Raw genomic sequence first — 22,338 nt, forward strand, 5'->3', positions numbered from 1 at the left:
ACATAAAACCATACAAAATACGCTGGAGTTGATCTCGAAAAAAAAATAATTTTGCAATATTGATAATGATATATAATTTCACCCGCTGTTTCTTATATTAACAATCACTTATTTTTGTTATACTCCTTTCCGTTCATTAGCTAGATAAATAAGTTGCTGATGTTTTAATGTTGTGTTGTTTAATTATAAAGAGGAATTACTATGAAAAAAAGCACATACTTTCGACAAGGTTGCCTGGCTTTGGTTGGTACGTGTTGCATGATAACAAGTGCTTTTGCTGCACCTATATCCGTGCCTTTTGATTCTGATAGTTGGGAATTTACTGCTGACTCAGAATATAGCTTAGAAGATTTCACTGATACCAAAGGCGTAACTTACCCTGCAATTAAAATGGTAAAAGCATTGGGGTTTGTTAAAGACGCTGACTTTACCCATGGGACAATTGAATTTGATGTCTTATTTAGCTTGGAGGCATCAAGTTCTAAACGGGATGAGCAGGGCTTAGTTTGGCGGGCACAAGATCAACAGAATTATGAATTAATGCACTTTAGAGATTATGAATTTGGGACACCTTATGGTCTGCACTATATGCCAGTCAATGACTCAGCACATCCTTTACAATTTTACTATGGTCCAGGTCATAACCCAACCTCAATAGAAAAACCACTGGGTGAATGGATACATGTTAAAGCTGTGGTATCAGGCACAGAAGGGGAAATTTTTGTAGGTGATATGGAAAACCCTGCTTTGTTTATTAATGACATGAAACAAGGTGTCAATACAGGTACTGTCGGGATATTTGGTGGTTATAACATTCCTGAAGCGGTACGTATCCCAACTTATGCAGCAAACTTTAGCTATGAAAGCATGGATACGCCACCCACGTTAGTCAGAGGTGATGCTGTCCAAGAAGTTGCTTATGTTAATGATCCTAATATGGTAACAGAATGGATGGTTTCTGATGTATTCTCAGCCAAAGAGTTGGATGATAGATTGGCATTGACTGCCAACGATCAACAAGCTCGCACTTGGGATAAATTATCTACTGATAATATTGGTGTAGCCTTCTTTTCTAAAATTCGTTTATTAGACAGAGCGAATCGTATCAATGATACTGCGTTTGCACGGGTCACGATTCAATCAAATAGTGCTCAAACAAAGAAATTGATGTTTGGCTTTAGTGATAGTGCAAAAGTCTATTTAAATGGCCAGTTACTTTTTTCAGGTGATGATGCGTTTAGAAGCCGAGATTACCGTTTTATAGGTACAGTGGGTTTCTTTGATAATTTATATTTACCATTGAAAGCAGGTAATAACGAATTATGGTTTGCCGTGTCTGATACCTTAGCTGGCTGGGGCGTAAGAGCCAAATTTGCTGATATGGAAGGCATTACCGTTATCGCAACAGATGAGCCAAACAGCTTTGACACAACAACAGAAGATGATCTTCGTCAAAATACCTGTCTCACTTCTTACAATGCAGGTGTGTTAACCATTCCTTGTATTTCATTCCCAGTTGTTAATAATACAGGAGAAACTGAGGTTAATATTTATTCAATTGATTTGATTCAAGATGATCCAGCATTCTTATTTGGTGTTGATTTAGATAGCATCGTACCACGCTAAATTATCGCATTGCCTCCTTGTGTTCCCGCATTCTTGTGGGAATGCAACCACCTATCAGAATGAAAGACTGAAGAAGTCATCAAGGTCTTATTTTACAAAATTTTTCCCAACTCTAAAATTAACTATTACTACTTTAGCAATACAATATTTCCCAAGACTCGTTTTTTCTTTATAATGCATGTTGATTGAACACCCTCATATAAGAAATATCCCCAAACATGCCTAAAGAATTTAAACGTAATACTCGCATCAATGGCCTAGTTCAAAAAGAACTCTCTGACATTATTCAACGCGAACTTGAAACCAAGCAACTTGGTATGCTGACCATTTCAGAGGTTAACACTTCTCCAGACTTAAAAAATGCCATGGTTTATTTCACCTGTTTTGGTGGTGAATTAGATGAGCAAAATACACTAAAATATCTTACCCAGAAAGCCAGTATGTTGCGTCACCATTTATCCCAACGCATTAATAATATTCGCACTGTGCCACGTCTGCAATTTAAATACGATGCCAGTGTTGTGGAAGGCAGCCGCTTAAGTGCTCTAATTGATTCAGTCGTGCCAAAAGAGGATGAGGACAATGGCGAAAAGGCGTAAAGGTCGCAACGTCCATGGTATTTTATTGCTTAATAAACCAACAGGCCTGACTTCTAATGAAATCTTGCAGAAAGTAAAGGGTTTATACAATGCCAATAAAGCAGGACATACAGGCAGCTTAGATCCTTTGGCAACAGGTTTATTGCCATTGTGCTTGGGTGAAGCCACAAAAATCTCTCATTTCTTGCTCGATGCGGATAAACATTACATTGCTGAATGTCATTTAGGCGCGACCACGACGACCGCTGATAGTGAAGGCGATATATTGCAAGAGCGGCCCATTGATGGGATTGACGCTGCACAAATCGAACAAGTGATACAACAATTTATCGGTGAGCAAATGCAAATGCCGCCGATGTATTCCGCATTGAAGCATCAAGGACAACCGCTATATAAATTGGCACGTAAAGGTCAGACCGTAGAACGTGAAGCCCGCCCGATTACTATTTTTGACATCAGTATTATCGACATCAGTTTGCCAAAAATCAGCATTCATGTGCATTGTTCAAAAGGGACGTATATTCGCACTTTAGCCGAGGATATTGGTGAAGCATTGGGCTGTGGAGCGCATATCAGTGCTTTGCATCGCAGTGAAGTAGGGCATTATAAAGACATGCTCGATTTTGAAACTTTGCAGGAAACCGCAACTCAGGGTTTTGAAGCTTTGGACGCATTGTTAATTCCAATTGATTCCGCCTTACCACATTTGCCTGCTTTATATTTATCTGAGGAACTCACTTTTTATATCCGCCAAGGTCAAGCGGTTCAAGTATCACAAGCACCAACAGAAGGCTGGGTCAAACTGCTTACGGCTGAGCAGGAATTTATCGGCCTTGGTCAAATATTAGATGATGGACGTATTGCGCCCAAGCGTTTAATGAATTTAGCATAAACTATTCACCTCTTTTTTAATATGAGAGCATTGGATATGCGTAGATTAAAATATTGGAGTATGGGATTAGGGGGAGTGGCTTATTAATATTGTATGGCCTTTGGGGTAATAACAGCAACTTAAAATCTATTCTAATCTTTACTATTATGTACTAATATTAAAAACTTGTGGAAATAGGTGAAGCTGCAAAGATACATAGAAATTGTCATCATTCACCAAGGTGAACAGCCAAATTTTGAAGAAGAGCTAGCCCAAGATGTATTGGAAATCATAAGCATATTTTCTGCTCACCTATATGGTAGTTGCAGCCATAAAAACAAGAAGCTAATGGACGCTTTAAATGATATTGTTAGCACATAAATAAAAATGCGCCAAAAACTGCGTTTTGATGGAATAGCCAAACAAGTCATCATCAAGTAAAAAAGCAGGGAAATACTTTGCTTCTATTTTAGTTGAGACGCAAGAATACAATCCCAAAGATGTCGACCGTCAACCCAGTGTTGGCGTGGATTTTGGGATTGAAAATCCTTGCCACCCTGAGTACGGGAGAGGTTTTTCCTGCTAACCAGAAATTGAAATCAAGTCTCAATAAACTCAAGTTTGTGTCGATTTTTAGTAACGGATAATAGGAGATAGTAATCACAATATTTCTCGCTCCAAACGACGGCTTAAATACCCCATCCAAATATCTATAATTTATTTATTTTTTATCATATAAATTTTGCACGCATTCAAAACTTGTCAGGCTTATACAATATAATTCAAGGAAAGTTATAAACATTCAACCTGTTTTACGAAAAATACGTTGTGCTTTTAAATGATAAAAATTAAACAATACAATATATATCGTATCCGTTATAATAAAAATCATATTAAAATTCACGAAACAAAAATTGAAATATGTGGAAAATAAATACTAAAACATCCAAATTAATTAAGATGTTTTTTTCGTTTAGAGCCATCTTTTATATTGCGATGTACGTATTATTCATCTGGGCAACCTCTAGTATTGCTCCATATAGGTGTTGGAAATTTAACGGCTCGCTATTCTCAAGATATATTTAATGTTGCTTTTGGCTCATATTCATGGGTGTATAACAATGCGGGACAAAAACAAGTCAGTGTAGTTTTACTCGGTGACGATGCATTAAGCGAAATGGGCGAGGAATGGCCTGCAACCTATAAATTTCACGCCAGAATTCTCGATTTTATTCGAGCCAGAAAACCAAAAGCCGTGATGATTGATTTCTTATTTTTAGGTCACTGTTTAGATTCCACAGCTAAGGAATTAGTTCGGATTCTGAAAAAATACAAAAGAGATCAAATTCCTGTTTACCTCGCAGTTAGCCAACCAAACGACTTAGAAAGTATTTCCCGCGCCTTCCAAATCAAACAAAATGTTGATATAGCAGACTATGTGATTCCCGTTTCAGTGGTTAAAAAAACTGATGCTACTGACTTTGTTGATCGACAATATCCATTAAAAGGCATGTTTGCTAAAGAAAGTGAGCAAGAAATTAACAGTGCTGCCTATCAAATCTATCAGGACTTTGAGTTGCAAAGCCAAGATATTTATACACAAAACATTGAATTATTTTGGGGAGTTGGGCAAGACCCGATTAATTCCAAGTGGATGGGCAGTGATTGCCAAGATACTTGGTATAACAATTTTCAACGGGTTTTATATGCTGGCTTAGAAAAACTAGATTACAAGTGTATTTATACACGTAGTTTATCCGCTCTTGATTTGCTCACTTTTGGGGTGTCAAACGATGATATACAGGCTGTTTTAAATGATAAGTTTGTATTTTATGGCGGCAATATTCTAGGTTCTGGGGATATTGCAACAACCTCTTTACATACGATGCTACCGGGAATTTATTACCATGCAATGGCTTTAGATAACTTACTCACTTTAGGCGAGCACTATAAAAGACGTAGTTTAGCACCTGAACAGTATTATCTTTATAACACATTTTTAATTCTGATGTTTTTTTCACTGGCTACGTTTAGTTACTATATTCGATTGCAATATGATGAATGTATTTATAACCAGTTAAGAACAAGACTAAATCAAAATCATCAATGGCTTTATTACTATAGCTTACATTTCCTAGTTTCTTTCCTTATTATTATTTCATTTTCAATTGTTAGCTTTTACTTTTTTAATTTAGCTGTAGCAAACTGGCTTGGCCACACCAGTCTTATCGCAACAGGCTTATCAGATAAAGTTGTGACGCACGCTGTCTCAATAACAAAAACCATACAAGAGTGGGCAGATTAAAAAGTTATCCATCTTAAACACTAACCCCAAAGGTAAATACGATGAAATTACTGAAAATAGCTGTTCTGACAACATTGGCTTTAAGCTCCATCGGCTGTCAGACCATACCGCAGAATAATCTGAGAGCAGAATCACACCGTTCTGTGGGCACACCAATCGGACGTGGCTTTGGTTCATCGTATGAAACAAATATTGTTAAACCTTCAGAGATTGGTAAGAGCGGATCAGCTAGCATTATTGGCTTTGTGACAGGAGAAGTTGATTTATTTGATGATCCTAAAGGTGATTATGTAAAAACTGTGACCGAAAATGAGGTGTCTTTCCCAATGGAAATCATGGCGATTGCCTCAAACGGCCGATTACAAATCAATGTTGATAAAGACAATTACTGGACTGACTTTGGTTTCGTCAAAACGGATAGCAAAAAAACCACAGCATCTATTAGCTGTTTTTTACAGAAAGGCCGAAAATCAGTGACAACTCTTGCTGCGGTCATACCCACAGCCAGCACTAGAGGCTTTGGTGACGATTGCGAATAGGGATCAATACAAATGTCTAAACAAATTCTAGCGGTTTTATTTTTATTTATTCTATCAGGCTGTCAGACAGTAACGACAGTTAAAGATAATATTAGGCTCTTTAGGTATAAACAGGCAAGCAGATATCGATCAAGCTATTGTTGATGTACCAAAAAGTTATAAACCGACAACAGACATTGAAAAGTCTGATGAGCTGACGAAAGCATCATTGATAAATAGTGCTTATGGATTTATTGATGCGCCTGATTTGGAAGATTACTTAAATGGCATTATTACTAAACTGGAACAGCATTTACCTGTGCCTGCAAAAGCAAGCGTGCATGTAGAAGCCTCCTCTTCATTTAATGCTTATGCAATGCCTGCTGGTAATATTATTCTAAGTCATGGTCTGATTACTCAGATTCAAAATGAAGATCAAATAGCTGCCATTTTAGCCCATGAATTATCACATGTTGTATTAAAACACTTCCAATCTGATGCTTTTTTGAAAAGCCAGAATCTTGCGATTTCACTTAAGGATAAATACAGCTCAGCTAAAACAGCTTATTATGCTTTTAACAATGAACGGCCTGCAACCCAACAAGAATATCAAAAAGACCAATTAGAAGATATGGGTACTTTCTTGAAATTATCTGAAGTTGTATTGTTTCCAACATGGACAAGACACCAAGAAAAAGCCGCTGATAGATTAGCAATTCAATTACTGCAAAAAACAGGATATAACTGGTTGCAATTGGTTGATGTATTGAAAAATTTACCTGATTGGCAGAGTACAACGAGTGCGGAAAATTCAGAGCATTTAGTATCCAGTTTAGAAAAGAAAAGTGCGCGTTTATTAGGCAACAAAACCAGTCGAACCAACTTAGTTGGCCAAGCATTCGATCAGTTTGGTTCTAAGATCAGTGGGTTTGTACAAAGCAAGAGTACGACGCATCCAACCAAATCTGAAAGAGCTAAAGAAATTCAACAATATTTACGAGAAAGCAACATTATTTCTACGATTCCACCTGCTATCAACACGGCAAGCTGGAAGGCAATGGAGCAAAAGCCAAGCATCAAAATATTGTTTGATAATTATGCGTTTGCAGATAAGGCGCGTCATGCTTTCTTGGAGAAAAATCTGGTACAAGCTGAACGTTTTGCCGCCAATGCAGTAAAACGCCCGACACAAAACCATCCTTATCCACGACTCATTTTTTCTCAAATTCGAGAAGCACAGTATAAACCTAAATTGGCTTTGCAGAATATCGCGCAATACACGCTTGATTATCCATATCAAACATTTCAACTGTATGAGCGAATGCATTCTCTTGAGCTAAAAAATAATAAACCTGAGGCTGCGGCAAGTGCTTTGGAAGGGGCTTATAATGATTTTGGTCAACCGATTGAATTATTACCCAGAATGATTGCATTAAGCACATCAAACAATGATCTAGATAAAGCTAAACACTATTGGCGTGAATGTGAACTCAATGCAAATAGTAATGTCAAAATTATTGAAGAGTGTAGAAAGGCTCTGAAATAACAGCCACCTATTTTGGTATATTTTTAACTTCATAATGGTTAAGTGGCATCAATGAATATTATGGTGTGACTTAACTATCTTGCATTAGCTTGCTACCAAGCCCAACTTATATTTTTTTATCTCTGAACCAGATAAAATTTAGGTGATAAAGTTGAGTACGTTGAAAAATTCCATATTATTTAACGAACAACATTAAGCATCCATTTAGCTTTGATCCAATACTCATTTTAAATCGTCTTATTCATCTATTAACCACAATCATCAGACAATTAATACCCCTTTTAGATTGATGTGTTATACAATATTTCCAACATACAGACTGCTATATGGCATTACAAAACGATGAATGATGAAAATACCACTAGATTTAAAAAAATGTACCCCCAAATTCTGAATGTCAGCTAACGGATCGTAGTATAAGCAGCACTAAATAAATTATTTTTAATAAGAAACAAACTAATCGAAAGGAGTTTAAAATGGGCTTATTTGACATGTTTTCGGGTGACTCAAGTGCAGAAATGACACCTCATTTGGCATTTGCAACCTCTCTAATTTATATGATGAGTGCTGATGGGCATATTGAAAATGAAGAAGTAGGTCAACTACTTTCAGTACTCGGTGGTGAAAACCAAGGTGGTGCGATTGGGGTCGGTGCAAATAACCGTAAGTTGCTAGAACGAGCATTAAAATATGCACAAAGCAATGCTCCAGAGCAATTCTTTACTGAAATTGTACCCATCTTAAGTGATGCACAAAAAATGTGTATATTAACTAATATTTTAGATTCATCGTTATCTGATGGTTCTGCCGCTTCTCAAGAACAAGAATTATTTGCTCAGTTCTTAAAAGCTTTTTCTGTTTCTGAAGAGCGTTTTGCACCATTCTTTGAAGTGATTGCCCTAAAAAATGATCGTTCTGTATTCACTAACCCAGATCATCCTCGAAATAGTGGTGAAGTAAAACTACAAACTAAATAGTCATATAGACTCGTTTGAATCGATAGGTTGGGAATTTCATGGTCTATAAAGTGCGAAAAAACCTAGATTATGATTCCCAATCGTTAGTCAAAATACTGTTGTCGCGCTTTTCAACTACACCATGAATGAATTCAATCCTCAAGATATTCTACAAGAATGGCAAAATACTGACCTCAAGCTATTGCCTACATTTGCGATTATTGGCGCAATGAAGTCAGGTACAACAAGCCTGTATCATTATATGAATGAACATCCTGATATTTACTTCCCTGAAATAAAAGAACCGGGGATTTTTCTGAGTTTTGCTCAACATAAAAAGAAAATGGCAACAAATGATGTGCATATTGAGTCACGTCAACACGCTATAGAATACTTAATGCAAGATTATCAAGGGCAATCCCATATTGGTGAAGCTTCGATATTTTATACCAAAGCCCCAACTCAAGGGATGGATTCTCCTCTACGGATTAAACTGCTTCAACCTTCTATAAAATTGATTTATCTGCTTAGAAATCCATTAGACAGAATCATTTCCCATTATCAGCATAATTGTATTTATTTTAAGCACGTAAAAAAATCGGAATTCAATCATTATTTAGCGGTGAATAGCCAAATTTTGTTGGCAACCAGTCTCTATTTTTATCAGCTAAGCCACTTTCTAAAACAGTTTACCTTAGACTCTTTTCTAATTATTACGACAGAAGAATTAGAATTGCATCCAGAACAAACGCTAAAACAGGTCTTTGAATTTTTAGATATTGATTCTCAATTCCAATGCAAGAGCTTAGCAGTCAAACATCATACTAGCGGCAAACATTTGGACATAGAAAAACCTAAATTTGATAGACAAACTTATCAGCAAGTCATGAAAATGATTAGCCAAGATGTACAAAAAATGGAACTTTTTCTTGGTAAAAAGTTGAATTGGGATTTTTCAGAGCAAAACTATACATAGCGATACATTCGACGGGATAGAGCTGGAAGGAAAAATAGGTTTTGTTCCTAATCAATATTATGCGTTTTGATGATGGCGTTGGACAATATTGAGAATCTAACTAAAATGTTGAGAACATATTTTCTTAAGCTTAACCTGTGTTTTATTAGACTCTTAATTTAAAAGGCTTACCATCTCTTCTTAGAGATTTCAAACCCGTTCTATAAAATTCATTGATCTTATTTTTGCACAAACGGGCTTATTTTCAAAACTGAAACTCAAAGTGGTATAAAACGTTTAAACATTACTCATCTTCGCGTTTATACTCACCTTCAATCACGACAGGCTGATGCGGCTTGGTTTGTTTGCGTTTGAAAGGGTTAGACTGCATATTATCCTGTTCAGGCATATCTCCCATAGTATGCATTTGAATCCGCAGACCTAAGCGTCGGGCAATAAAACGGCGTGGAATCGGAAACAAAAACATAAAACCAATAGTATCAGTGAAAAATCCGGGAGTCACTAATAAAAAACCACTGGCAATAATCAAAATCCCTTCTAGCAATGGCTCAGCAGGTACTTGCCCCTGTTGCATCATCAATTGAGCACGTTGCAGCGTTAATGTACCTTGGGCTTTCAATAATTTTGTTCCAATGATTGCCGTCACGACAATAAATAACAGTGTAGGAAATATGCCAATGATACCCCCAATTAAAATGAAAAAATAAATCTCAATAACGGGGACTAAAATAAATAACAGTAGCAAACCATGCGATAAGTTCATTAGAATATGCCGATTGTGTATAAAAAAATAACAAGTGAACCCATAATGTCTGACCACCAAGTGCTATTTAACACCTGTCCAGACCTCCATATTGCCCAAGATATTGCTAAAGCCCTGTTAGAAAAACATCTTGCTGCATGTATTAATATTGTGCCACAAATCCAGTCGATGTACGAATGGAAAGGTAAAATCATCAATGATACTGAAGTACTGCTTATCATCAAAACTCAAGCGAAGCACTATAAAAGCATTGAAAATTTACTGGTGCAACTGCATCCTTATGAAGTGCCAGAACTCATAGCTTTATCAATCGACACAGGTTTGCCTAGCTATATTAACTGGATTCAATCCGTGACTGAAAAGGACACCGAATGAGAATTATTGTATTTTTACTCATGTGCATAAGCTTAACGGCTCAAGCCAATGATTTTCTAAATGTGAATCAAGCTTTTGTGTTAGAAACTGAAGCGGTAAGTGCACAAAAAATCAGGTTTAAATGGAAAATTGCCCCAGATTACTTTCTATACAAAGATAAATTTCAGGTACGTAGTCGTAGTCAGAATCTAGAATTAGGCGAGTTAGATTTGCCACAAGGTGAGACAAAACAAGATGAATTTTTTGGTAATTTAGAAGTTTATCAACAACAGGTTCAATTTGAATTACCTATTATTCAAAATCCTGACCAACTGGATCAAATCAGGGTTGAAGTGATTGCTCAAGGTTGCCCGCCTAATACAGAAAACTGTTATCCGCCTTATCGCCAAACCGTGACTATAGCATTGCCTACGGTGGCTACAGAGCCTGCAAATCAGGAAACCTCAGAGCCGCCCGAGCCGCCCGCACCCATGTTTAATATGGATCAAATTGAGGCGAAACCCGTATCGAATCTCCAAGCTTTATTTGAGGACGACAACCCCTTTAGCACCTCCAGTGTGAGCGATGATCCCTTTTTAGACCCTGAGATTGCGTTTCAATTTTCGGCCGAATTCCTTGATGAACGCATTATCGCCTACTGGCAAATCAAGCAAGGTTATTATTTATATCGTAAGCGTTTTGGTTTTGAAACCTTGAATGGTGTGCAATTAGGTGAGGCTGAATTAGCTGATGGTGAAATGAAAGATGATCCAACTTATGGTGAAACTGAAGTTTATTACTATAATGTCGTGGCTAAATTACCGATTGAAGATACAAAAAATCAAGATACGGTACGTTTAAAAGTCACTTATCAAGGTTGTGCCGAAGCGGGTTTATGTTATCCACCCCAATCAAAAATAATTGACATTCCACTTGATGGTAGTGAGGTCAGTTTTGTTGAAAATATAGAGCAAGATGAAAAAGAGCTTACAACCGCCAAATCTGAAACCTCAACAGCTCCAGCCCCTTTGACAATGCAATCAGAACAAGATCGTATTGCCAGTTTATTATCCAATAACAACATGTTTTACGTGATTTTAGCTTTCTTTGGATTTGGCTTGTTGCTATCACTAACCCCTTGCGTATTCCCCATGATTCCTATTTTATCAGGCATCATCGTAGGCCAAGGTGAACAAGTAACAACGGGTCGCGCATTTATTATGTCGCTAGTCTATGTTTTATCCATGGCTTTAACCTATACCGTATTTGGCGTAATTACAGGTTTAGTCGGACAAAATTTACAGTTAATGTTCCAAAATCCTTATGTTTTAGTGACATTTTCCTTAGTATTTGTTGCACTCTCATTGTCTATGTTTGGATTTTATGAATTGCAACTCCCTTCCTTTTTACAATCTAAAATTACCGAAGCCAGCAATAAACAAAAAGGTGGCACATTGTTTGGTGTCAGCATTATGGGCGTGTTGTCCGCCTTAATTGTAGGCCCTTGCGTGGCTGCACCATTGGCAGGTGCATTGATTTACATCGGGCAAACGGGTGATGCGATATTAGGTGGCGTAGCATTGTTTTCCATGAGCATGGGCATGGGTGTGCCATTATTGTTAATCGGTACGTCAGCAGGTCATATTTTACCGCGTTCAGGGGCATGGATGGATAATGTTAAAGCCGTATTTGGGGTTTTACTGTTAGCGGTTGCTATTTGGATGGTTGAACGAGTATTCCCAGCCCAAGTCACCATGTTATTGTGGGCCACTTTATTTATTTTATCCGCCGTTTATATGGGTATCTTCGATAAAATGTTACCTGATGTGTCATGGATCGGCAGACTGCAAAAAGGTTTGTCCATTATCCTGTTTATCTATGGTGTATTTTTGATGGTTGGTGCAGCCAGTGGTGGGTATAATCCTTTAAAACCATTAGAAAAATTTGCAGGTTCGTCCAATTCTACAGTTGCGAATGCGGAACAAGGTCTTGTATTTCAGCAAATCAAAGGTATGGAGCAATTAAACCAAGCATTAGCCACTGCCAAAGCCCAGCAAAAATATGTGATGTTAGATTTTTATGCTGATTGGTGCGTATCGTGTAAAGAGATGGAACATTTAACTTTTACTGATGCAGGCGTGCAAACTTTGCTTAAAGATGCGGTTTTATTGCAAGCTGATGTGACACCCAATGATGCACAAGACAAAGCATTATATAAACGATTTGGAATTTTTGGCCCTCCTGCGATTATCTTTTTTCATCCTGATGGACGTGAATTAAATGCTTTTCGCATAGTAGGATTCAAACCTGCTGATGACTTTCGTCAGCATTTGACACAGGTGTACGCATTATGAAACTCACCCATTTTACTGTTATTTTTATTGTGTTGACCGTGAGTGTGTTGGTCAGCAGTGTGATGCTATCGTCGCAATCTCGCGAACTCAGGGTACACACTGATTCACAGCAAATAGCTCCTAGTTTCTCATTACTTGATTTGCAAGGTGTAGAACGGCATAGCAAAGAATGGGCAGGGAAAGTTTTAATCATCAACTTCTGGGCAAGTTGGTGTCCGCCTTGTATTCGTGAAATTCCAGGGTTTGTACGTTTACAAGAAAAATATGCTGAACAAGTGCAATTTGTTGGTATCGCATTGGATCAAAAAGCCCCTGTTGAAGATTTTGTCGAACGTACTAGAATGAATTATCCCGTGTTAATCAGTGAACGCAAAGGGGTGACTTTATCCAAGGAATTTGGCAATACACGAGGTGGTTTACCGTTTACGGTGGTGGTTAATCAATATGGCGCGATTGTTACCAGACATCTAGGTGAATTGTCAGAAAATAAACTTGAAGCCTTGATTTTACAATTGAATAGCGCACCACAAGCGTTGTAATTATTTTTTGAATAACTGATTAGGACTGCCAATCCTTCCAAGACAGGCAGTCCTAACTATTTTAAGTAATCACTGTGGCTTTATCACGCGTGGTAAATTGCTTAATCTTCGCAAGTTCTTCAGCTAAATCAATCAAATCTGCTAATGCCTGTTGCGTATCTTGTTCATGTTTTGAGGGGTCTGGTTCATATTTTTCTAAATAAACCCTCAACGTAGCTCCAACCGTTCCCGTGCCAGATAAGCGAAAAATAATCCGCGCTTCATGTTCTATAAACCCAATCCGAATCCCTTGATTATGACTACAACTACCATCGACAGGATCGTTATAACTGAAATCATCAGCTAAATTCACCGTGTAATGTCCAAAGGTTTTCCCTTGCAAGCTATCAAATTGCTGGCGTAAATTGTCCATCAATTGTGTTGCAGCAGCACTATCTACCCCTTCATAGTCATGACGAGAATAAAAGTTGCGCCCATACGTTTGCCAGTGTTCACGCATAATCATGTCAACAGGTTGTTTGCGTACTGCTAAAATATTTAACCAGAATAATACCGCCCATAAACCATCTTTCTCACGCACATGGTTTGAACCTGTACCAAAACTTTCTTCACCACACAAGGTGGCTTTCCCTGCATCAAGCAAATTACCGAAGAATTTCCAGCCTGTTGGGGTTTCAAAGCAGTCAATCCCTAAACGGGCTGCCACATGGTCAGGGGCTTTGCTGGTTGGCATTGAGCGAGCAATACCCGCTAAACCTTGTTTATAACCTGGTATCAAATGCGCGTTAGCGGCAATCACTGCCAAACTATCTGAAGGGGTGATAAAGAAACGATGCCCAATCACCATATTACGATCACCATCACCATCAGAAGCCGCGCCAAAACTCATACCCGGTTTTTCCAGTTCTTCGATTAATTCATGAGCATGAGCTTGATTTGGGTCTGGATGGCCTTTGCCAAAATCTTCCAGCGGTTCACCATTCATGATCGTCTCGGATGTCGCACCTAAGCGATTCACTAAAATTTCGGTTGCATAAGGGCCTGTGACGGCGTGCATGGCATCAAACCGCATATTAAAACCAGAATGAAGCATGGCTTTAATCGCATCAAAATCAAATAATGTTTGCATCAACTCCGCATAATCTGTAACGGCATCAATCACCTTCACTTGCATTTTTCCAAGCTGATATTCACCTTGATGTGCTAAATCGATGTCTTGCGTGTCTAAGATTTTATATTGGGTGATATTTTGGCTGTGTTGATAAATTGCGTCGGTGATTTTCTCAGGTGCTGGCCCACCATTACCCATATTATATTTAATCCCAAAATCTCCATCGATACCAGCGGGGTTATGACTGGCCGATAAAATAATCCCACCAAAAGCTTGGTATTTTCGAATCACGGTCGATGCAGCAGGTGTCGATAAAATCCCATTTTGTCCGACTAATACTTGTCCAAAACCATTGGCTGCTGCCATTTTTAGAATAATTTGAATCGCGGTGGTATTGTAAAAACGCCCATCACCACCGACCACCAGCGTTTTAGCTTGGAAATCTTGTAATGAGTCGAAAATAGACTGTACAAAATTTTCTAAATAATGTGCTTGCTGAAAGACAGTGACTTTTTTACGTAAACCAGACGTACCTGGTTTCTGAGCATCAAAAGGGCTGGTGTTAATGATTTGTATTGTCATAATCAATCCTTAGTGGTGGTCGGCATGACTCATTGTTATGTCAATATCATATCAATACTTTGGGTTGTTTTTAAGAAATGATGCAGAAAAAAAACGCTTAAGTGCTTATTCAATTATTTATACCGCATGTCGTGACGGCTGCTTCTATCATCAAATGGTTTGAGGTTGTTTGGATATTTCTTCAGCTATTTTCTTCAGTTTGGACTTCAAAATACGAATATACCATCCCAATTTATATATCCATTTTATTGTTGAAAATACTTAAAATGACCATTAACGTATGACAATTTTTTGACAACGTTTGTCTGTTTTTTGCATCATACTTGTTTATTTTATGACGTGATAGGCTAAACTATCTAGTAATTCAATGTATTAACTAAAAAGGTGAAATCACTGGTGACTGCTTTATTTCAAGGTGGGAACGGTGCTGAGTCACTTTTTTGTCACCGTAGGAGAGTAGGTATGTTAAATCATCCTATTTTACGCATACCAATTTTAGGTTTATTGCTTTTGGGATTCCATTCATTTGCATGGAGCTGTGATGCAGGCGATGAATCTGCACTAAGTACATGTATTAGCGGCTCAGATTCAGAGATTAATATCACGGCGGACATTACTTTAACTTCAGAAAAAACAATTGGTCGAGCAGTTATTATTAATGGTGCTGGATATACAATTCAAGGTGCTGATTCTTTTAGGCTATTGACTATTAATGCAACCTCAAGTTCTGATGAAATTGTACTAAATGACTTAACTTTGATTGATGGTAATTCTAGTGGTGGTGCTTCGACTCATACTTGTGGAAGTACAGGGAAATCAGGTGGGGCAATATGCAAAGAAAGTGGTAGTAGCCTAGTTATAAACCGCTCAGTTTTTAGAAGTAATACAGGTGTTCGAGGTGGGGCTTTATATATAAAAAGCACGAGTGGCGATGTCGGTGTTTATAATTCTGTTTTTATCGGTAACTCATCAACTTATGGTGCAGGTTTGTATATTACAAGTACAGGTAATAATACAAATATTGAAGGTTGTACCATTACTGGAAATACAGCGGCCACAAGTGGAGCTTTCAGTGGTGGTGGAATATTTTCTTTCAGTGGTAGTGCCAATATAAAAAATTCTATTATAGCAGGCAACATAGGTATTACAGATAAAGAAAATTGTAATAGGAATGGTGGGTCTTTTACATCTGAAGATTACAATATTGTGGGAGATGATACGCACTGTCCAAGTAGTGGAACAAACGATCAGGTGGTTACAAGTACTTCCGACATTTTTGATACTGCGCCTACTTTAAAAAATGATGTTTCAAATCCTGCGCTTGATGCCATTGCTAGTGGTACAAATGATTGTGGTACATCTCCTTTTGATGAAGATTATTTAGGTACGACTCGTCCTTTGAGTTCTTCTTGTGATATTGGTGCACATGAACTTAATGCAGATTCTACAGCTCCAACATTTGATGGCACAGAAACAAAAATTGATAATGCCAGTGTGAGCGATACTGATACAGAATTTGATATTATTGCCCAAATTGATGAAACAGGAACAGTTTATTATGTCATTTTAGGCAGCTCTGAAACCGCACCCGATGCCAGCCAAGTTGAAGCAGGCACAGATAGTAGTGATAGTGCTGTCTCACTCAGTGGTAGTTTTGCAATCTCAACCGCCGATACTCCCACCACTGAATCCATCACTTCAGGTTTAACCGCATCTACATCTTATACCATATATTTAGTGGCGAAAGATGGTTCAAGCAATGTCAGTAGCGTAATGGATTTAGACCATACAACAACAGATACCATTGCCCCGACTATCACTGCAAGCACAAGTAATATAGGTGACACTTCATTTGATTTAACCATGCAACTAAATGAATTAGGGACTGTTTATTATGTGGTAGTAACTAATGGCAGTGGAGAACCATCAACCACTCAAATTGCATCTGGTCAAAATTCAAGCGGTAGTTCCGCGATTACAAGCAGTACGGTTAGCATTAGCACAGCGGATACCGATGTCACTGAAAGCATTTCAAGTTTAGACCCTGCAACCGACTATGATGTTTATTTATATGCAGAAGATGATGAATCCACTTCGAATCCAACCAGCATCGAATTATATGAAATAACAACCACTTCTGATATTGCTGCTCCTGTTTTCAATAAAAAAGAAACCAATACTGAAACAGGTAGCTCATTTGATATTACAATCCAGCTTGATGAAATTGGAACGGTTTACTATGTTGTGGTCACTAACAGCACAGGCGAACCGAGTAAATCCCAAATCAAAGCAGGCAATGATGCAACAGGTAGTACTGCTGTTGATAATGGAACAATCAACGCCAATACCGCAAATTCAGATGAAACGGTGACTATTTCCAGTTTGAGCTATAACACTGACTATGATATTTATTTATATGCGGAAGATGATGAATCTAGCCCCAATGAATCAAATATATATTTGCTAGAAGCAACCACCATACCTGATACCACAGCCCCAAGTTTCTCATCCTCATCAACCAGTAATATTGGCAGTTCCTCAGTTGATGTCACGATAGAAGTCGATGAAAGCAGTACTATTTACTACGTTGTGGTTGCCGATGGTGATAGCTCTCCAACAGCAACAGAAGTTAAAAATGGCGAATCCAGTGGCGGTGGCTCTCCTGTGGCCAGTGGCAATTTCGATGCAACAGCCGATACCAGTACCACAGAAACCATTTCTGGATTAGATTCACAAACGGCTTATGATATTTATTTTGTCGCGGAAGATTCCAGCAGTAACTTAAGTGATGCAACTCAGCTAAACGCCACCACAGCCACATTGACTTATACCGTTTCGGTTTCTAAATCAGGCACAGGCGACGGTACAACCAGCGGTTATGGCTCGTATGAATCTGGTGCTAGTGTCAGCTTAACTGCGAGTGCAGACTCTAATTCAAAATTCAGTGGTTGGTCTGGTGACAGCGAGTGCAATAGCTCATTTACCATGCCTTCTAGTAATGTGTCGTGTACCGCTAAATTTACTAAAACCACAACTACTGATGATAATAGCTCCACAGGTACAATTGTTGAAGAACCCGTGTACCACAATTTACTGGTCAACATCACAGGTAAAGGTAGCTTTAGTAGTGATACCGTAGGGATTTCATGCTCTATAGGCAATAATTGTGTGACTTATCGTGAGTATCTCACTGTTACGTTGACACCAGAACCAGACCAAGGTTATCGACTCAAATCATGGTCAGGCGATTGCTCTAAAAGTGGCATAGTTGTAATGGATAGTAAACAAACATGCCAACTGACTTTTGAAAAATTACCTGCATATCAATTGGTTACTCAAAAATCAGGCAAAGGATTCGGTACTATTAGCAGCAATGATGGCATCATTAATTGTGGTTCAGCGTGTCGCTCTAGCTATACTGCCGATAGAGTGATTACACTTACCGCAACCGTTGATAGTGATAAAACTCAATTTGTAGGTTGGTCATGTGTTGATGGGCTTAGCACAACAGACTCTAGTATTGAAATAGCGATGTCTCAAAATCGCACATGTACTGCTGGCTTTTCTACATTGTATTCACTTACAACCTATGTGGATAGTGCAGGCGGAACGATCAGCTATGAACAGAGTTTAGCTTGTAGCGCAGATAATAGTCCGTGCGTACAAAATTATCCTGAAGGTATTATGCAACTGACTTCGACTCCTGATCTTGGTTATGTTGCAATCTGGAGTGCGGAATGTCCAGAAGGTCAAATCAACCTCAATTCAGACCAAACATGTCATGTTTCATTTACGCCTTCTTATACTTTAGCCTTACAAGTGATTGGCAACGGTGCTATTACCAGCAACCCTAGTGGGATTGATTGTCAAACAGGCGGGTGCAGTGCATCTTATATTCAAGGTGAAACCATTCAATTGATTGCAACACCTGAGTTTGGACATAGCTTTGTTGGTTGGACGGGTGATTGTAGTAATGGTCAAACCACGCTGAATATGGATAGCGATAAAATATGTACGGCTACTTTTGCTAATACAGGTTCGCCACAATTTGCTCAAGATATTTACGCGACAACAGAAAAAGAAAATGTTGCAATTATTACCGTAAATCGGGTCGAAGGTTCTAATGGCGAAATGAGCGTGATTTATTTGGTGGGAAATAATACGGCCACTTATCCTCAAGATTATAAGGGTACAGTGTCTGGCACATTGACTTGGGCTGATGGCGATCTTGAGCCAAAAACATTTGAGATTGAGATTGTAACTGATCCTTATACTGAATTGGTTGAAACCGCAAGAATGCAAATAATCAATCAAACCAATACGGTATTAGATGAAGCTGAATTACAAATTACCGATACGGTTTTACCTGCCAATATCAATCTTGTCCATCCCAATATTACGGCCAGCGATCAAGATGAAGTGTTAGTGATTCCTGTTTCGCGCAGTGTCACGTTCACGGGTATAGTACAGGCCGATTTTGTGGTGACTGTTGGCGGTAATATCCTAACTCAAGGCACAGTCAGTTGGGCTGACAATGAAATTACCAATCAGTTGATTCAAATTCCAATCGGCGCAGTCCCTATTGGTTCAACAACACTAGAAACCACTATTTCTAATCCACAGCCTGATAATTTAGTCGCTTTAGGTGCAAAAACCTCTACCGTTTTAAGTTTGACTAAAACCCCAGTATCTGGCGAAGTAAATTTTAAAAATGTTGAGTTTCAACAGTCAGAAGGACAGATTGCGATTATTGAAGTCGAGCGCACGGGCGCAATTGACACTGAGGCCAGTATTTATTATGAACTGCTTGATGGCACAGCAACTCCTAGCACGGACTACAGTGGCATAGCTAATACGTTGATATGGGCAGCAGGTGAAAACTCGGTAAAAACCTTTGATATTAAAATTGAAGCCGATGCGATTCAGGAAGATGTTGAAACGGTTAACTTACGCTTAAGCAAACCCGTAGGCACAATATTAGGCGCAACATCTAATGCAGTTTTGCAAATCATTGATGTCGCAGCAACACCCACGACGGATAATACTCAGCCACCAATTGATCCTGAAATCCCTGTTTTACCGCCAGAACCATTATTAGGCGTGGTTGAGTTTGAACAAACTGAATATATTGTGAATGAAAATGACGGCCGCGTGACTGTCAAAATTGTACGCACACCAGAGACAACAGGCACAATCAATGTTCAAATCAGCACTCAAGATGGCAATGCAATATCAGGTCGTGATTATACTGTTATTAATAAGCGATTGACTTGGGTTAATGCTGATACTCAATCACAAGAAATTCAAATTGGTTTGCTAGACAATGCCACCAGCGATGGAAATCGTACTTTTATTATAGAGCTGACCAATACCAGCCAAGTGGATATGGTTGGAGAAAAATCAATTGCGCAAGTCATCATTTTCGACAACGACATTAATCAAGTCCGTTTTGAAACAGATAGCTATCGTATCGATGAAGATGAACGTGAAGTGGTGCTCAGTGTGATTCGGGCGGGTGGATTGGATGCAGCCAGTATTTCTTATCGGACGAATACCGATGGTACAGCTACATTTAATCTGGACTTTACTAAAACCAGTGGCCAACTTAATTGGCAAGCAGGTGATACCCGCAGCCAAAACATTACGATTCCAATCATCAATGACACCACCATTGAAAGCAACGAGACATTTACGGTAGGTCTATTCGTTACAGATGGTAAAACTCAAATGGCCTCTCCACGTTCTGCAACCGTGACGATTAAAGATGATGATAAAGGACGGACGAAACCTGTGGTCAATCCTGATACGGGCAATACGTTAGTCAATGGTCAAGTGTCTAATCAAGATCAGCTGATTGGTGGAGATGGCAAGAGTACGTTTATTAACCCCGATGGTTCAATCAGTAATTCGACCTTAGCGGGTAATATTGAAAGTGAAGGGGTGCTTGAAGATGTGGTTTTAACTGCGGGTACAACAATTACAGGTGGCACGATTCAAGGTAGCGTGGCTGGTGCACCTGAAAGTCCTGCAATATTGAAAAATGTCACTATTGAATCAGGTACAAAATTAGACAATGTGATTATTGGACGTGGCTCAACGGTCGCCGATGATGTGATATTGGGCGAGAACGTTAGATTCACCGATAACACAGTGATTCCAGCACTTTATCTCGATAAAATTACAGGACATATTACACCGCCTGAGGCTGTACAGACATTCTTTGGTGTGTTTGCTGTGAATTTATTGAATGACGTGATTACTAATCCATCTATCAATGGTATTTTAGGTAGTATCAATGGTTTACAGGAGTTTGTAGAGTATGGTGTCAGTATGCAGCAAGATACGGTTTATGGTATTTTAGTGCTGAAAATTGGCTCAATAGCCTATCCATTGTTACCAGTGCAATTAAGTCAAGTATTACCAAACCAGTTGCGAGACAATAAGCCTTATGTAGGGTTACATGTTGAGAACAATGCGCAAGTGGCATTTGTCACCCACACAGGACGGAATATTGTAACTGTACCTGTGGTGTATGCTCCTGAGCAATTCTTGTCTGCTTTGAACAGCTTAGGTTTAGGTCAAGCGGTGATGAATGCAACAGGTAATATCACTATTGAAGCGACTGATACTGAGTATTTAAGCGCACGAGCAAGTTTATTAACCCCAGAAGTTAGTGATGCTGAGTTGGGGATTAAATATGTTAATTCTAGCTATTTGCCCGATGTGACTGATATGCTATTTACTTACACCGATAGCGAAGATGTATTACGCCAGCAAGTGATTTATCCTGCTCCAATCGATAATACAGCCTTACAAGGTTTGGCTAACACGGTATCGATTTACATGGATGGTCGGGTTGTTGCGAAGAATAGCAGCGGGCAAACTGAGTATAGTGGCTTGCTGGGTTATAACATTTATCAAGCGGTTGCACAGACCAGCGATAATATTAGCATTCAAGAAATTGAGGATGTTAATCAAGATGGTTTATTAGATTATCGTTTGATTTATCCAAATGGTGATGCACAAGTTATGTATCGTGTGGAATAAAATTTAAGGTATTAGGATGGGCGGTTCTCAAAGAGCCGCTCGTTCTAAGCCATCACCTTTAAAAATACAATCCTTCAACAATATTCTGTTGCTCCACACTTGGAGCATACATAACCTCTCAGAAATTTCCAATTAAATAAGGCCTCTTTACACTTGGCTTCTGTTCCATAATCCTCAGGGAAACTTTTAAC

General features: G+C 38.7%; 14 protein-coding genes and 1 pseudogene. 13 read left to right on the forward strand and 2 right to left on the reverse strand.

All coding sequences use genetic code 11. The features are described 5' to 3' along the window. Positions 1-258: 258 nt before the first annotated feature. From ABXH34_RS09085 to ABXH34_RS09120, 9 genes and pseudogenes are all read left to right on the forward strand, one after another. Positions 259-1,626 (forward strand): hypothetical protein, encoded by a 1,368-nt coding sequence (locus tag ABXH34_RS09085; RefSeq protein WP_353571557.1) that lies wholly within the window; start codon positions 259-261, stop codon positions 1,624-1,626. 218 nt (positions 1,627-1,844) lie between these two features. Beyond that, the gene (gene rbfA, locus ABXH34_RS09090) at positions 1,845-2,225 is read left to right on the forward strand and encodes a 30S ribosome-binding factor RbfA (RefSeq protein ID WP_353571558.1); all 381 of its coding nucleotides are present in this window, start codon (positions 1,845-1,847) and stop codon (positions 2,223-2,225) included. Next, complete coding sequence (truB, locus tag ABXH34_RS09095; RefSeq protein ID WP_353571559.1) at positions 2,209-3,117, forward strand: tRNA pseudouridine(55) synthase TruB; 909 nt, start codon at positions 2,209-2,211, stop codon at positions 3,115-3,117. The genes rbfA and truB overlap by 17 nt, the downstream gene beginning before the upstream one ends. 195 nt (positions 3,118-3,312) lie before the next feature. Beyond that, positions 3,313-3,477: pseudogene (locus ABXH34_RS18745) on the forward strand (IS607 family transposase); the annotation flags it as partial. Positions 3,478-4,126: 649 nt separating this feature from the next. Further along, positions 4,127-5,401 (forward strand): CHASE2 domain-containing protein, encoded by a 1,275-nt coding sequence (locus tag ABXH34_RS09100; protein ID WP_353571560.1) that lies wholly within the window; start codon positions 4,127-4,129, stop codon positions 5,399-5,401. Positions 5,402-5,442: 41 nt separating this feature from the next. Then, positions 5,443-5,940 (forward strand): hypothetical protein, encoded by a 498-nt coding sequence (locus ABXH34_RS09105; RefSeq protein ID WP_353571561.1) that lies wholly within the window; start codon positions 5,443-5,445, stop codon positions 5,938-5,940. A 208-nt stretch (positions 5,941-6,148) separates the two neighbouring features. Further along, the gene (locus tag ABXH34_RS09110) at positions 6,149-7,465 is read left to right on the forward strand and encodes a M48 family metallopeptidase (protein ID WP_353571562.1); all 1,317 of its coding nucleotides are present in this window, start codon (positions 6,149-6,151) and stop codon (positions 7,463-7,465) included. Between the two features lie 476 nt (positions 7,466-7,941). Then, positions 7,942-8,442 (forward strand): tellurite resistance TerB family protein, encoded by a 501-nt coding sequence (locus ABXH34_RS09115; protein WP_353571563.1) that lies wholly within the window; start codon positions 7,942-7,944, stop codon positions 8,440-8,442. A gap of 121 nt (positions 8,443-8,563) precedes the next feature. Next, positions 8,564-9,397: a sulfotransferase domain-containing protein gene (locus tag ABXH34_RS09120; RefSeq protein WP_353571564.1), complete on the forward strand. Its 834-nt coding sequence runs from the start codon at positions 8,564-8,566 to the stop codon at positions 9,395-9,397. Between the two features lie 283 nt (positions 9,398-9,680). Here ABXH34_RS09120 and ABXH34_RS09125 read toward each other — a convergent pair whose 3' ends face one another. Continuing rightward, the gene (locus tag ABXH34_RS09125) at positions 9,681-10,160 is read right to left on the reverse strand and encodes an FxsA family protein (RefSeq protein WP_353571565.1); all 480 of its coding nucleotides are present in this window, start codon (positions 10,158-10,160) and stop codon (positions 9,681-9,683) included. Between the two features lie 45 nt (positions 10,161-10,205). Here ABXH34_RS09125 and cutA point away from each other — a divergent pair, with 45 nt between their 5' ends. Genes cutA through ABXH34_RS09140 form a run of 3 tightly spaced genes read left to right on the forward strand, consistent with a single transcriptional unit; the run spans position 10,206 to position 13,407 of the window. Further along, entirely contained in the window at positions 10,206-10,535 is a 330-nt protein-coding gene (gene cutA / locus ABXH34_RS09130) for a divalent-cation tolerance protein CutA (RefSeq protein WP_353571566.1), read from the forward strand. Next, the gene (locus tag ABXH34_RS09135) at positions 10,532-12,868 is read left to right on the forward strand and encodes a protein-disulfide reductase DsbD (RefSeq protein WP_353571567.1); all 2,337 of its coding nucleotides are present in this window, start codon (positions 10,532-10,534) and stop codon (positions 12,866-12,868) included. Before cutA ends, ABXH34_RS09135 begins: the two co-directional genes overlap by 4 nt. Then, a complete protein-coding gene (locus ABXH34_RS09140; RefSeq protein ID WP_353571568.1) occupies positions 12,865-13,407 on the forward strand; it encodes a TlpA family protein disulfide reductase in 543 nt (180 codons plus the stop codon). The genes ABXH34_RS09135 and ABXH34_RS09140 overlap by 4 nt, the downstream gene beginning before the upstream one ends. Positions 13,408-13,468: 61 nt before the next feature. On the opposite strand, the gene ABXH34_RS09145 is transcribed toward ABXH34_RS09140, so the two are convergent. Next, positions 13,469-15,100: an alpha-D-glucose phosphate-specific phosphoglucomutase gene (locus ABXH34_RS09145; protein WP_353571569.1), complete on the reverse strand. Its 1,632-nt coding sequence runs from the start codon at positions 15,098-15,100 to the stop codon at positions 13,469-13,471. A gap of 462 nt (positions 15,101-15,562) precedes the next feature. On the opposite strand from ABXH34_RS09145, the gene ABXH34_RS09150 reads away from it, so the two are divergent. Further along, positions 15,563-22,147, forward strand: coding sequence for a Calx-beta domain-containing protein (locus ABXH34_RS09150; protein WP_353571570.1), 6,585 nt, complete (start codon positions 15,563-15,565; stop codon positions 22,145-22,147). Positions 22,148-22,338 lie beyond the last annotated feature (191 nt).

This window comes from Candidatus Albibeggiatoa sp. nov. BB20 (assembly GCA_016744725.1).
Lineage (GTDB): Bacteria > Pseudomonadota > Gammaproteobacteria > Beggiatoales > Beggiatoaceae > Albibeggiatoa.